This is a genomic window from Paenibacillus sp. N3/727, from assembly GCF_022637315.1.
In the GTDB taxonomy this organism is placed as follows: domain Bacteria; phylum Bacillota; class Bacilli; order Paenibacillales; family Paenibacillaceae; genus Paenibacillus_AQ; species Paenibacillus_AQ uliginis.
Genome location: NZ_CP093336.1, coordinates 2,295,214 through 2,309,284, shown reverse-complemented (window position 1 = coordinate 2,309,284; position 14,071 = coordinate 2,295,214). Strand labels below are relative to the sequence as shown.

14 protein-coding genes are annotated in these 14,071 nt (G+C 45.9%); 2 read left to right on the top strand and 12 right to left on the bottom strand.

Annotated features, from left to right (window positions below):
* Positions 1-267: 267 nt before the first annotated feature.
* Entirely contained in the window at positions 268-987 is a 720-nt protein-coding gene (locus MNQ98_RS10205; protein WP_241933071.1) for a Crp/Fnr family transcriptional regulator, read from the top strand.
* A 286-nt stretch (positions 988-1,273) separates the two neighbouring features.
* Here MNQ98_RS10205 and MNQ98_RS10200 read toward each other — a convergent pair whose 3' ends face one another.
* The 10 genes from MNQ98_RS10200 to MNQ98_RS10155 form a co-directional block, all read right to left on the bottom strand.
* Positions 1,274-2,095 carry a formate/nitrite transporter family protein gene (locus tag MNQ98_RS10200; protein WP_241933070.1) on the bottom strand — a complete coding sequence of 274 codons (822 nt, stop codon included), beginning with the start codon at positions 2,093-2,095 and terminating at the stop codon, positions 1,274-1,276.
* A 59-nt stretch (positions 2,096-2,154) separates the two neighbouring features.
* Positions 2,155-2,475, bottom strand: a complete 321-nt coding sequence (gene nirD / locus MNQ98_RS10195) for a nitrite reductase small subunit NirD (RefSeq protein ID WP_241933069.1) — start codon at positions 2,473-2,475, stop codon at positions 2,155-2,157.
* A 22-nt stretch (positions 2,476-2,497) separates the two neighbouring features.
* Positions 2,498-4,936 (bottom strand): nitrite reductase large subunit NirB, encoded by a 2,439-nt coding sequence (gene nirB, locus MNQ98_RS10190; RefSeq protein ID WP_241933068.1) that lies wholly within the window; start codon positions 4,934-4,936, stop codon positions 2,498-2,500.
* 242 nt (positions 4,937-5,178) lie between these two features.
* Positions 5,179-5,922 (bottom strand): hypothetical protein, encoded by a 744-nt coding sequence (locus MNQ98_RS10185; RefSeq protein ID WP_241933067.1) that lies wholly within the window; start codon positions 5,920-5,922, stop codon positions 5,179-5,181.
* Between the two features lie 151 nt (positions 5,923-6,073).
* Positions 6,074-6,394: a winged helix-turn-helix transcriptional regulator gene (locus tag MNQ98_RS10180; RefSeq protein ID WP_241933066.1), complete on the bottom strand. Its 321-nt coding sequence runs from the start codon at positions 6,392-6,394 to the stop codon at positions 6,074-6,076.
* Positions 6,395-6,832: 438 nt separating this feature from the next.
* Entirely contained in the window at positions 6,833-7,561 is a 729-nt protein-coding gene (locus tag MNQ98_RS10175) for a ThuA domain-containing protein (protein ID WP_208914680.1), read from the bottom strand.
* Between the two features lie 49 nt (positions 7,562-7,610).
* Positions 7,611-8,579 (bottom strand): sugar phosphate isomerase/epimerase family protein, encoded by a 969-nt coding sequence (locus MNQ98_RS10170; protein ID WP_241933065.1) that lies wholly within the window; start codon positions 8,577-8,579, stop codon positions 7,611-7,613.
* Positions 8,580-8,640: 61 nt separating this feature from the next.
* The gene (locus MNQ98_RS10165) at positions 8,641-9,726 is read right to left on the bottom strand and encodes a Gfo/Idh/MocA family protein (RefSeq protein WP_241933064.1); all 1,086 of its coding nucleotides are present in this window, start codon (positions 9,724-9,726) and stop codon (positions 8,641-8,643) included.
* Positions 9,719-10,489 carry a sugar phosphate isomerase/epimerase family protein gene (locus MNQ98_RS10160; RefSeq protein WP_241933063.1) on the bottom strand — a complete coding sequence of 257 codons (771 nt, stop codon included), beginning with the start codon at positions 10,487-10,489 and terminating at the stop codon, positions 9,719-9,721. The genes MNQ98_RS10165 and MNQ98_RS10160 overlap by 8 nt, the downstream gene beginning before the upstream one ends.
* 39 nt (positions 10,490-10,528) lie before the next feature.
* Positions 10,529-11,638, bottom strand: a complete 1,110-nt coding sequence (locus MNQ98_RS10155) for a Gfo/Idh/MocA family protein (RefSeq protein WP_241933062.1) — start codon at positions 11,636-11,638, stop codon at positions 10,529-10,531.
* A 142-nt stretch (positions 11,639-11,780) separates the two neighbouring features.
* On the opposite strand from MNQ98_RS10155, the gene MNQ98_RS10150 reads away from it, so the two are divergent.
* Complete coding sequence (locus MNQ98_RS10150) at positions 11,781-12,593, top strand: AraC family transcriptional regulator (protein WP_241933061.1); 813 nt, start codon at positions 11,781-11,783, stop codon at positions 12,591-12,593.
* A gap of 100 nt (positions 12,594-12,693) precedes the next feature.
* On the opposite strand, the gene MNQ98_RS10145 is transcribed toward MNQ98_RS10150, so the two are convergent.
* Both MNQ98_RS10145 and MNQ98_RS10140 read right to left on the bottom strand, forming a co-directional pair.
* The gene (locus MNQ98_RS10145) at positions 12,694-13,020 is read right to left on the bottom strand and encodes a hypothetical protein (RefSeq protein ID WP_241933060.1); all 327 of its coding nucleotides are present in this window, start codon (positions 13,018-13,020) and stop codon (positions 12,694-12,696) included.
* Between the two features lie 106 nt (positions 13,021-13,126).
* Positions 13,127-13,825, bottom strand: a complete 699-nt coding sequence (locus MNQ98_RS10140; protein WP_241933059.1) for a TerC family protein — start codon at positions 13,823-13,825, stop codon at positions 13,127-13,129.
* Positions 13,826-14,071: the final 246 nt, after the last annotated feature.

Sequence of the window (14,071 nt, the reverse complement as noted above, 5' to 3'; positions counted from 1 at the left end):
TCATATCACAGGCCTCCTCAGAAAGATAGTGAATTTTTTCACATAGTTAAAACTTTTTTCAGAAAATAAATTCAAACGCAATCATTTCCATCTCTTCAAATTGTCTGTGTTGTCTTACACTACATTATCTCTGTTTCAAGTGAAAATAATCACAACGTTTGAAAATTCGCCACTTTTGCCCCTGCTTTCTGCCCCACAAGTGAATGTATTCACGTTATAATTAATTTAAATTTAACAGAAAATATTAGGGAGTTAGGGGATAGCGACATGAGAACAATGGAGAAGGTCATGGAAACCCAAGGGAATACCAGCTGTTTTTCGGAGCAAAACCTCAACCGTCTGCTTGTAAGCATGAAGGATCGTGTGATACCGGAAGGATCCCATTTGTTCTGGGAAGGCGATTTTTCCGACAAACTTTACTATATCAAACGTGGACGCATTAAATTAACCAAATCGACAGATGAAGGCAAAGAACTTATCCTATATATGTATCAAGCTGGTGATATGGTTGGCCAGGCCGATCCCTTCTTCAGCACCAAACACAGCTTCTCGGCTGAAGTGTTGGAAGAAAGTGAAGTCGGCGTTATTGAGCATAAGGATCTCGAAATTCTCATCTGCCAACACTGCGATTTTGCCATCGACTTCATGAAATGGATGGGGATACATCACCGGATAACACAGACCAAATTTAGAGACCTGATGATGTATGGAAAGCCCGGGGCACTCAGCTCAACACTGATCCGACTTGGCAATACTTATGGGGAAATTCAGCCGGACAACTCGATCTTGATCAACAAGAAAATTACCCATACAGATTTATCGAACATGATTGGCGCTACTCGCGAGAGCGTGAACCGCATGCTGAGCGACCTCCGTAAAAAAGAAGTTGTCGAGTATTTAAGTGGAATGATAGTGATCAAAAACTTAGGAGCCCTGCAGGAAATCTGTCACTGTGAACTATGCCCACATGAGATCTGTCGTATATGATCTCCCTGCTGCAAAACTCATTAGAAGCTTAAAAAGACGCTCGATAGCGATCGGGCGTCTTTATTGTTTTTGAGTATAAAAGCAGCAAAACCGACCACAATATATACGTCTTTCCTTCCGGCGCCGCTCTGCTTTGCAGCAAGTATATACTTACCGCAACCGGTATCCTTGGGTTTAAAAAAAATCACCCCCTTGTGAGTGGCAGTAACTAGCCGCCATCTAAAGGGAGCGATTTCTTATCTTTCAATGTCTGGCCAAACTCATTCTCTAACATAGCATTTAGAACTTATTTATGGGAAAGTTCCTTATCGTTCACATACTTTTGTGTCTTTTTACCTTTAATCGGGGAGATAAACCAGTAAGACATACCTACGAATAACCCACCACCAATAATGTTCCCCAGTGTGACCGGAACCATATTGTTAACCCAACCAGCAATCGAAACGGTTTCCGGATGTCCTGGCAGCATCGTTGCGAGAGACAAAAGCGTCATATTCGCTACACTGTGCTCATAACCCGTAGCAATGAAAGCAAACAGACACCACCAGATGAGAATGAGTTTGGCTGTTTCTTCTTTTGCACGGGTTCCCATCCACAAGGCAAGACAGACAAGCCAGTTACACAAAATACCGCGGAAAAATAATTCCATAAAAGGCGCATTCATTTTATTGGCAGCCGCCGTAAAGATCACATGATCAGATGGAAGAGCCTTAAACAAGCCGGTACCCCATACCAGCAGACTGAGCAGTACAGCTCCGCCCAGATTGCCGAGAAATACGATCACCCAGTTTTTCAATGTATCTCCCACGGATGTTCGTCCAGCAAGAGTGCTCATCGTGAAAAACATATTGTTACCGGTAAACAGTTCTGCTCCGGCAAAAACAACCAGCGTCAGTGCAATTCCGAAAGAAGCTCCCATCACCAAAGTCTGAAACGGTGAGCCTGCAGCCGCAAATGGCGCACCCAATTTAAAAATCAGAACAATTCCAATACCAACATATGCGCCGGCCAGCAAAGCCGAGACGAAGTAACGGATCATATTCGCGTTCATATGTTCTTTCTTTTTGACAGCCGCCTCAATGATGCTTTCCACTCCCTGTGTGAACATAGGGGTACCTCCTGTTATGGTTTCTCTCTACTTGGTATTACACAACCAGCTGGTATTCCCTATACGGCGATCTGTACAACGTCTCCCTCTAACCGGACCGGGTAAGTCCGGACCTGGCCACTATCGGGCGCTTGCACCTCACCGCTTTCCAAGTCAATTCTCCAGTCGTAAAGTGGATCATACAGGTAGTGACCAGACACAATCCCCTCAGCCAATGGTCCGCCTTTCGGGTGCGGGGTTTTATTCTCCAGAGCAAACAAACGACCATCCGATGTGTGAAAAACGGCAATCTCTTCATTCTTGATTACCACAACTTTTCCAATACGCATCATAAACTCATCTTTTTTTCCAACATCAATATACTCGCCTGTCATCGTCATGTTTTGGTCTCCTTTACTCTATTTACTCCGCCGCTGCGGGACTTGTGCTATGGAACATCGCTCTTAGCACCTGTTTATCGTTCAGCACTTTCTTCCAAGGTTCCTCGACCTGCTGCAAGGCTACCTCGATTCTTTCTACCAAAGCCTTGCGCTGATCGTGGTCTTCAAGAATGGTTTTCTTGATGTTGTCCAGACCTACGCGTTCCACCCATTCCGAGGTTCTTTCCAAATACTTACCTGTTTCTCGATAATATTGGATGACCGCACCACATATTTCAAATAACTCCTCGTCGGTTTTAACCTTGCAAAATGCGTCTGCGATACGTGCCTTGATTCCGCCGTTACCGCCAATGAATATCTCCCAGCCTCCGTCATTCCCGACGATGCCAATATCCTTCGTGCACGATTCGGCGCAGTTACGTGGACAGCCATTCACGGCTATTTTAAATTTTGCAGGAAGATCGAGTCTCTCGAATTTTTTCTCTATCAATGCTCCTATACCCATCGAATCCTGCGTACCAAAGCGGCAAAATGTCGAACCTACACATGTCTTAACCGTACGAAGCGATTTGGCGTAGGCATAACCCGAAGGCATATCGAGTTCTTCCCAAACCTTCGGCACATCCTCCTTCTTCACTCCGATAAGAGCCAGACGCTGTCCACCGGTCACCTTCACGACCTTGACATCATACTTAAGCGAAACGTCCGCAATTCTCTTCAAATCTTCCACTGTTGTCACTCCGCCATACATCCGCGGAACTACAGTATATGTGCCGTCTTTCTGGATATTGGCATTCATCCGCTCATTGACGAAACGTGATTCCTTCTCATCCTCATAGGTTTCCGGGTAAATCATACCAAGATAATAGTTGATAGCAGGGCGACATTTCGAGCAGCCTTCAGGCTGGCTCCACTCCAGCACATTCATGACTTCACCGATTGTTCTTAGTCCCTTGGCACGGATTTCAGCTACGATCTCGTCACGACTGTGTGTTGTACATCCACAAATTCCTTGTTTACTTGCACTTTTGAAACCGTCACCGAGCACATATTGCAAGATTTGTTCAACGACTGGCTTACATCCGCCGCAAGAGCGGGTTGCTCCAGTGCATGCCTTGATCTCATCCACCGTGGTCAGTCCCTGAACCATTACTGCATCCACAATGGTCTTCTTCGTCACCCCGTTGCATCCGCAAACAATTTCTTCATCTGCCATACTTTCAACCGAGGTTCCTTTTTTGGCGCCTGCGCCGCAGCAGCCCGTTCCCATAACTGTAGCATAGATCTCATCTGTCATCTGAGCCTCTTGCTTGATCAGCTTTTGCAGAGCCGCCGACTCGGTTACATCTCCGAATAAAACCGCACCGACGATCACATTGTTCTTCAACAAAATTTTCTTATAGGTCTTTTTCCATTCATCTTTAGCAGCAATAACGGTATGTTCCGGACCTTCAATAAATTCACCAGCAGAGAATACATCCACACCGCTGATTTTCAGCTTGGTCGATACAACGGAGCCTTCATACGGCAACGTGTCCACTCCACATAAATGCTTCGCAAGCACCATACCCTGCTCAAACAACGGAGCCACAAGACCATAGCATACACCCCGATGCTCATCACATTCCCCAACGGCATATACATTCTCCATGGAAGTCTGCAGATTGTCATTGACTACAATGCCGCGATTAACTTCAATCCCACTCGCCTTAGCTACGGCTACATTCGGTTTAATACCGACAGCCATGACAACAAAACCGGCTTCCAGTTCTGTTCCGTCATTAAATCGCAGTCCAGTTACCCGATCTCCGCCCAGTAACGCTACGGTCTGCTTACCCATGGCAAACTTGATACCTTGACGCTCCAGCTCAGCTTGCAACATAGCCGATGCATTGTGATCAAGCTGGCGTTCCATGAGGTCATTCATCAAGTGAACAACCGTGACATCCATACCTAGATTAACAAGTCCCTTAGCGGCTTCAAGGCCGAGAAGACCTCCGCCGATCACCGCAGCTTTCTTGTACTTCTTAGCAGCCGCAAGCATCTGATTGCAATCCGCGATATCACGGAAGCCTACAACACCCTCTTTATCGCTTCCAGGCACAGGCAATATAAACGGATTTGAACCTGTGGCAATAATAACGCGATCATATGGAACTGCAAGACCATTCTCGGCTACAACCACCTTGTTCTCCTCGTCAATCTTGGTGACCGTAGTTCCCGTGTGCAGTGTGATATCATTATCTTTGTACCAATTCCAATCATTCAGTACAATATCATCTAGCGTTTTACTGCCTTCCAGAACGTAAGACAGCATGATCCGGTTATAGTTGGGATGCGGCTCACTGCCGAATACGGTAATATCATAAGCGCCACCTAATTTTATGATTTGCTCTACCGTGCTAATACCCGCCATGCCGTTACCTATGACCACTAGCTTTTGTTTGTTCTTGCCAGTCATGATCTTTTCCTCCTTAAAAGGTCTATCCAACCCTCTTGATTTCACTTTAATCTAGCCGTCTCGTGTTTAAATTCGATCGTTTTATTGAACTCATTTCCATTTCATTGATCTTTTACGGTCATTATACATTTAAAATTTAATTGTTATTGTGATTATCTTCACTCTAATTGTGAATTTTTTCACACCATTTTTAACAATTGCACACAAAAAAAGACAGCATAGGCTGTCTCCTCTATTTTTGACTATACGATCAAAGCTTTCATGTAAGTACGGCCACCCTTAGGAATTTTCAAATAGGGACGGAGGCCAGAAAAACCTCTAGAGCTCAGATCAACCCCCGTCATCCAATTTCCGGAGACGCTGGCGCCTTCTGACTGCATCACGAGAGAGGGTGCAGATATTCGCTCCTGATAAAGAGGAATTCCTGTTTGAATTGTCTTGAAGTCTTTCCCCCTTTCTTTCAAGGGGACAGGACTTATATAAGTAGGGACAAAATAATCTGAAATGACCTCCATCTCTTCCTCGGTAAAAAACGGCTCATCACCAAGAAACGGCTGGAACAGTCGAATTTCCTCAAATTGTGACCAGATCACCATCTGCAGCAATCTGCCTGGAAGACCTTTGTCGTGAAATGTGCGGCCAGCCCCATCTCCTGCTTCAAAAGATGACTCTCCCTCCGCTTGTGTCGGTGTTTCCGAAATTACCGAAGGGTGACTGTATCTTTCACATCCAATACATTTCCAGCCCTTCGGGCTCTTGACCCATTTTTGAAATATTCCACTTTCCAGATCCCCCTCCCAAAGCTCGGGTTCCTTCAGGTTCCGGCTCATTCCAGTCATTGCGGTCCACATGGAATCCGGCATATAGCGGTCCAAAAGATCCTGGGTCTTGTCATAAATATGCTGCACTCTTATCGAAGCCCTCTCAAGCTCGGCGGCTTCCTCTTGTCCATAATGAACGTACGGCAGTTTAACCGAATTTTTCATAAAGGCTCGCCTCCTTAAGTGCTTTAGGGCTATTTTTCCAATTATACTATATTTGACTGGCTCTAGTGCAAGTCCACTTCAATCGACAGCAAAAAACCCTAGTCAAAGCAAGTCTGCCTTGCACCAGGGCTAACGCTGAGGTTATTTCATTTTACTTCTCTGCCCATTGTTCTGCCCAGTTCGAAATCTGTTCCATAACAGGCTGCAAGGCTTTTCCCTTTTCAGTCAGCTCGTACTCAATACGAACCGGCGTTTCGGGGTATACATGTCTGATTAATATGCCTTCGCTTTCCAAATCCTTCATTCGCTCGGACAGCATTTTGTCGCTCATAGACGGAATGTAATTTGAGATATCCTTAAACCGTTTCGGACCACTCATCAGTGTCTGGATAATTAGTCCGTTCCAACGCTTTCCAAGGAAGGCGAAAGCGGACTCGAAACGGGGGCATAAACAAGGATTTGTAACTTCCATATCATTTCACCTCTTTACAGAGTCACAATAGTTGCTGTGAAACATAAAACTTACAATAAGTTAGTACATTTAAATTTTAGCATATTTTTATGGAACTGAAAACCACTTACCTGTTTTAACTTTAAAATGGTGATTTATTGCCTGGTCATTTGAGCCAATATCTCGAGATTAAATCAATAACTTGGGACAATTTTCTATTATACAGTACATCTGCCGAATGGGACAGAGGGAATATGTCCACATTGGTGAAACGGTCCTATAAACATGAATACCCTAATTTTGTCGTTTTATATCTCAACTTATTCCTCAACTTGAAAATTCCATCTTAGCAGTAGCTTTACTTTCGAGATAAAGATGCACTTTACTCCGATGTTTATTCTTTCTTATCTCTAAATAAAAACGGCTGCCGATAGTCGGCAGCCATTTTCGAAATGCTTATTACACAAGAGCGCCAAGCGGACGAACAGGCTGGCTGTTTCCGAATACAGGTTTAACTGCATAAGAATTAGCTGCTGCCCATCTGATTCCGTTGGAAATGACTTTTAAAATTTCGGGATTGTAGTATGTCGGATATGTCTCATGACCTGGCCGGAAGTAAAAAATGTTTCCTTGTCCGCGCTTAAAAGTACAACCGCTCCGGAATACTTCCCCGCCCGCAAAGTTGCTGATAAAAATCAGCTCATCCGGTGTAGGGATATCGAAAAATTCACCGTACATCTCTTCTTGTTCAAGAATGATGTGGCTATTCACTCCTGCTGCAATTGGATGTGAAGGATTGACAGACCATAAAATCTCTTGTTCTCCCACCTCACGCCATTTCAAATCGCAGCTCGTTCCCATCAGCGCTTTAAACGGTTTGGAAAAGTGCCCGGAATGAAGCACAACAAACCCCATACCTTCCTGCACCCGTTTTACGACCTTACTTACAATCTCGTCATCCACACGGTCATGAGCCATGTGACCCCACCACAGCAGCACATCAGTCGAGTTCAAGACTTCATCGGTTAAACCATGCTCCGGCTGATCCAGCGTTGCTGTCCTAATGGTAAACTCCGGACTGTTAAGACCTTCAGCCAAAGCCATATGGATGCCTTCCGGATACACCCGTTTAACCTCATCATGAATATTCTCGTGAACGAACTCGTTCCAAATGGTTACGTTTAACATGTTGCTGTTTCCCCCTAGTTGATTAAAAAATCCGCATATTTTACGCGGTTTACACCCACCACATCTCACCAAGCGGTTCTTCGATCAGTACTTGCTGCAGGTTTTGAACGGCTTTGGAGAAGCCTTCCTCAACAGACATCAGACCATCTTCATGCTCAATACTTACTACATAATCATAACCAACAAGACGCAGAGCACTCATCATATCGGCCCAATCTTTCAGATCATGACCATAGCCTACGCTACGGAACTGCCATGCACGATCCATCATATTGGCGTATGACTGCATATCTGTCAGACCGTATTTATTCACGTTTACCGGATCGATTACCGTATCCTTTGCATGGAAATGGTGAATCGCGCCTTCACGTCCCAAAATTTTTATAGCTTGCACCGGATCAATGCCCTGCCACCACATATGGCTTGGGTCTAGGTTCGCACCGATGACTTCTCCTGCAGCTTCGCGCAGACGAAGAAGTGTTGCAGGTGTATGAACTGAAAATCCGCCATGAAGCTCCAGACCGATCTTCACACCGCGATCGGATGCGTATTTCCCCCATTCACTCCAATACGGAATGACTTTATTCTCCCATTGCCAATTCAAAATTTCCTGGAAATCATTTGGCCAAGGTGCTACAGGCCAGTTTGGATATTTCGCATCCTCATGGTCTCCCGGGCAGCCCGAGAAGGTGTTGACAACCGGAACTTCAAGCTTTTCAGCCAGTTCAACCGTTTTTACATAAACGTCATGATATTCCTTCGCGATCTGTTTTTGCGGATGCAGCGGGTTACCGTGACAGCTCAAAGCACTGATAATAAGACCTCGGGATTCAACCGCATTTTTGAAATTCTTTAAAGCCGCTTCGTTTTCCAACAGTTCTGCCGGATTACAGTGTGCGTTCCCAGGGAAACCTCCTGTACCGATTTCCACCGCTTTTAGACCTTTTGAAACGACATAATCGAGTGCATCCTCCAATTTACGACCACTCAACAGCACCATAAATACTCCCAGTTTCATTGGTACCCCTCCTGATTCAATGTTTAGTACATTGCTTGATTTGTATTATATCTTCAAAGACTTAATCTTCAAAATAAACTGCTTTTCCACTTTTAGCAGACTCATAGATAGCTTCAAGGATTTGAGTTACGACATAAGCTTGCTCCGGCTTTACCACCGGCTCTTTATCTTCCAGAACCGCTTCAACCCACAATCTGGCTTCGCGGTCTGAGTCGGATTCGGCAGATCCACTATAAAATGCAACGCCACCTGAACCAAGGTCAATGTTCGTTTCATACAGTCTGCTCATTTTCTCTCCGTTAATCCGCAGGCCTTCCTTCATATCAGCTCCACCTTCGGTGCCAGCCAATACGGTTTTCGCTTCACCTGTTTCGATCACGTTAAGAGCCCAGCTAGATTCCAGTACAATGGTTGCCCCATTGTCCATGGTAATGAAACCGAATGCGGAATCTTCCACTTTGAACTCTTTGGGATCCCATGGTCCGAATGCATTCGCTGCATTCTCACGCTGACCCAGCTTGTGGAACGTAGTTCCCATAACACTTTTCGGTTTGTAATTATCCATCAGCCACAGGGTCAAATCAAGCGCGTGAGTACCGATATCGATCAACGGTCCTCCACCCTGCTTCTCCTCGTCAAGGAATACACCCCAAGTCGGAACAGCACGGCGGCGGATAGCCAGTGCTTTACCGTAATAAATGTCTCCCAGCTCGCCATTATCACACATTTCTTTTAAGTACAGGCTGTCGTTACGGAAACGGTTCTGGTAACCGATTGTCAGCTTTTTCCCTGTACGCTTCGCAGCTTCCAGCATTTCTTTTGCTTGGGCAGTTGTTTTAGCCATCGGCTTTTCACACATAACATGCTTCCCGGCATCAAGTGAAGCAACCGTAATCTCAGCATGGGAATCATTTGGCGTACATACATGGATTACATCCAGACTTCCGTCTTTAAGCAGTTCCCGGAAATCGGTATATACTTTCGTGCCCTCTGCACCAAACTCCTCAGCCGCTTTTTCCGCACGTTCTGGAATAATGTCGCAGAAAGCTACCATTTCGACTTGTTTTTGCTTCTTGAGGCTCGGCATATGTTTGCCGTTGGCAATGCCGCCGCATCCGATGATTCCGATCTTTAACGTCTTAGACACGTACATTTCCTCCTTCAAGGGCATGTTTTTTTAACCATTCCATACTTGTGGCGATGCTGTCCATCGGCGGGTTCTGACAGAAGTCCTGTTCCACAATAACCCACTGTACTCCTGCTTCATCGGATGCCTTCACAACAGCGGCCAAATCCACTTCTCCTTCACCCAGCTCCACAGTCATCGGGGATCCGTCTTCCTGTCTGCGAAGGTCTTTCAGGTGAACGAGTGGAGTTCTGCCTGCATATTTCGCAATAACTTCGGATGGAACGTACCCGGCATAATGTACCCAGCAGGTATCAAGCTCCACTTGGAGCAAGGACGCTGGCACTTCATCATACAGAGCGTACAGAAAAGGTCGTCCATCTTCCATCTTATCAAATTCGAAGTCATGATTGTGGTAAGCAATGGAAATGCCTTTATTTTGTGCAGCTTCACTAAATATACGAATATGGTTTACAAGGCTTTCCAAGTTTCCCCGATCTTCGTCAGCAAGCCAAGGCACGATAATATATTGGTTTCCGATAGCCTGATGGAAGGCGAGTTCTTCCTCAAGTGCTTCCTGAAGCCGTATGTACGGCACATGAGTCCCGATTACTTCCAGACCCGTTTCATCCAAAAGCGCTTTCACCTGTTCTGCCGTGCGTCCATAAAAATGATGGAACTCGACACCTTGATAACCCAGGCGTGCTACCTCTCTAATCGTTCCTTCAAAATCATTCTCCAGCTGATCTCTCAGCGTATAAAGCTGCAATCCCACATTTAACATCCGGTTTCCACCTCTCCCATAATCGGTGTTACGTTGTTGTTAAATACTGTTGTTGATCATCTCCGTCTGCAGCGAAGCCGGCAGCTTGCCGAAACGGTAAGTACTCTGCAGAACGACATGCCTTCCTTCCAAGGAGGACTGCTGGAACGATTGCATGATTTCCAGAATGTGATAAGCCATTCGCGCATTCGCCCGGTGATCCCGGTTGTCCGCAATCGCCTCAACCATGTCATTTATGCCAAGACCTCGCTCGTTCTTGCCGCATTCGAACACAGGCTTAAGCAATTCCCACTCCTCTGATCCCATACGGCTCAATTTAACATCACCATTAAAATAATTCGGATCCGTGAGATTGAGCGTCCCATGTGTTCCGTAAATCTCCATCCATGGCAACCCGGAGCCGCCAAAGATGTCAAAGCTGGTTATCATGGTCAAAATTGAGCCGTTCTCGAAATCCACCGTACCGGCCAGATGTGTAGGCGTTTGAACGGTAATCGGCTTCCCGCTGTTCGGTCCTGATCCTACGGTACGATCCGGAATTTGAATTCCGGCTGACGCGCTGACCCGGCGTGCGGGGCCCAAGAGTTCAACCATGGCCGCCAGGTAGTACGGACCCATGTCCATCATTGGTCCGCCGCCCGGAGCGTAAAAGAACTCAGGGTTAAGATGCCAAGCTTCGGGTCCAAGACCCATGTTAAAGGCGGTCGCTGCAATGGGTCTTCCAATCAGACCTGAATCGATTGCCGCTTTTGCCGTCTGGACGGTTGATCCAAGAAACGTATCCGGTGCGCATCCCGCCCGTAGTCCCTTTTTGTCTGCCAGATTCAGCACTCGGCGTCCTTCCTCAAGTGTAATAGCAAGAGGTTTCTCGCTATATACATGTTTGCCGGATTCCAATGCGGCAATATCCACATTGGCGTGGCTGGCCGGGATGGTTAAATTGACAATCAATTCGATCTCTGGTTGAACGAGCATTTCCTCTACGCTGTATACGTTTGCGATGTTGAATTCATCAGCACGCTCCTGAGCACGCTCGGGAACTAGGTCAGCACAGGCAACCACTTCAACCAAAGGACTTTCTTTTAAATTTTTAAAGTAGATGCCACTGATATTCCCACATCCGATTATGCCTGCCTTCATCTTGTTCATCGGTGTCACTCCTTGAGTGTGGATATGCTCGGGCAATCTAAGTACCATGGTATTCCGAAACGTTTTCATTTAAAATGAATTATATGATCAAAACATGAACAATCTGGTCATTATTTTTTTATTGTTAGAAGGGGACTCACCAATGCATGAAGATATTTCCACCCACGTCATGGCAGCCAATTTCTCATTTCACCGAAAACCGTTTGAAATGACCAAGTTGAACGGTTTTGACACATATTTGATGCGGCTTCAAACCGATGGCCGCTGTCGTGCCCGAATCGACAGCAAGCTATCGCTCATTGAACCCGGTGACCTTCTGATATTCAGTCCGGGTCAACCTTATGAGCTTAAAATCGACGACGAAGTTAACCCTCAAGGAGAATTAACCGTTGAGAGCGGTGACTACCATATTTTTTTCAAAGGTCCTTGGATAGATTCCTGGTGGAAATCACAAAAACGCCCTACACGGATCCGTATTCCATTAGATGAACGCCACCTCGGTCTCTTCCGTCAGCTCGTACTGGAACAGCGCCGCTTGTCCAATCCCTTTCCCGAGATCTCGGACTACACGATGCGGATACTTTGCCTCGAAGTGGACCGACTACTTTCTGAGCAACCCACCACAACGCCTAAATCGTACCTTGCGCATCGCATGAAGCATTATATAGAAGAGAATGCCTCCTCTATTTTCAAGCTTGAGGATGTCGCTGCTCATGTCGATATCAGCGTGTCACGTGCGGTACATTTGTTCAAAGAAGCATTTGGAACGACCATCATGCAGTATACGCTGGAAGTTCGTCTCGATATGGCTCGGGAGAGGATCATTTTCAGCCCCATGTCGCTAGAGGATGTAGCGGAAACATCGGGCTTTGCGAACTATACGTATTTTCACCGGGTTTTCCGTTCACGATTCGGAGTTTCGCCAAAACAATTTCGAATTGCCAATAGAACCTAAAACTAATCCTTGTTCCATCGCTTTATTTACGTGTAATAACAACACAAAGCCCCCTGAACATCAGGGGGCTTTGTGCATTAATTATAAATCATGGAAGATTTTATTCTCCAGGATGACGTTTGACCTGATCACGCTCAGTAATCGCATCGACCACCGCAATGGCCAGATCGTCATTCCCAAATAAAGAAAGTACGCCAAGAAGGGTTTGATCCGGGATATCTCCGGCCTCCTCTTTTGATACCGTTAGCTCCAGCACTCTCGCCAGACGCTCATTGACCAACTGATCGGGGTAGGCCTTCCGGTATAATTCGGCGGGATCCAGTCCGTGATTAACACACCACTGTGCAAAAACGAGAATCATCATATCCTCATCCTGCCTGTAACTTTCCACAATCCGCTCTTCCACGGTTTTGTCCGCAGATTCCATACGCTGTCTCCTCCTCATGTCGGGGAAGGCATAGATCATGCCCCCACGTTCCATGAAGCCATTATACCCGCTTTGCTTTAATGAATAAATTAAAAATAATTCCTAATCAACCCATCTTCACATGGGCAGGATTGCGCTTGGCTTCTTCTTCTTTCTTTTTCTTAGCCCATGTGCCTAGGCTAATGATTGCCGCAACAACGATTAATTCAAAGCCATATTTCACAACTGAATTCGTGAACCAGTCGTGGATAAGCGGCTCTTCCACAAGCATTTTCGATGCCGTCCATGCTAGTACAGCCGCACCAATCGTAATAACAATCGGATATTTATCTGTCAGCTTCAGAATGAGTGTGCTACCCCAAACCATAATCGGAACCGAGATCGCAAGACCGATAATGACGAGCATGAAATCCCCTTCCGCTGCACCAGCAACCGCCAGCACATTATCCAGACCCATCATCGCGTCGGCGATAATGATTGTACGGATAGCAGCCCACATTTGGCTGCCTGCTGATATTTCGTGTTTTTTCTCATCCACCAGAAGCTTGTAAGCAATCCACAGCAATGCCAGACCTCCGACCAGTCTTAAGCCCGGTATTAACAGGAGCTGAACGACCAGAAGCGTGGCAATAATGCGGATTATAATGGCGCCAACGGTACCCCACAGGATTACTTTTTTCTGGTCTTCTTTCTGAACATTACGCGCTGCAAGACCAATCACGATCGCATTGTCTCCTGCAAGCACCAAGTCAATGACGATAATTGACAAGAGTGCCATCCAGAATTCCATTGACATAAGATCCATGTTTCTTCTTCCACCTTTCTTTGTATATCTAATATGTTTCCTCTTACCGATGCACTCCATCCCATGAAAAAAGCGCCGTCTCCTTAAACAAGGCAAACGGCACTTTTTGGGCACATAAAAAGACCTTTACCTTATTTAAGAATAGGCAAAGGTCTCGCTAACAACTGTATTCGTTGCCAATAAAGCCGGGGAGTTATTAACGATCCCGTAATGACGACTTTACTGTTGAAGCTACTCCCCTTTGGG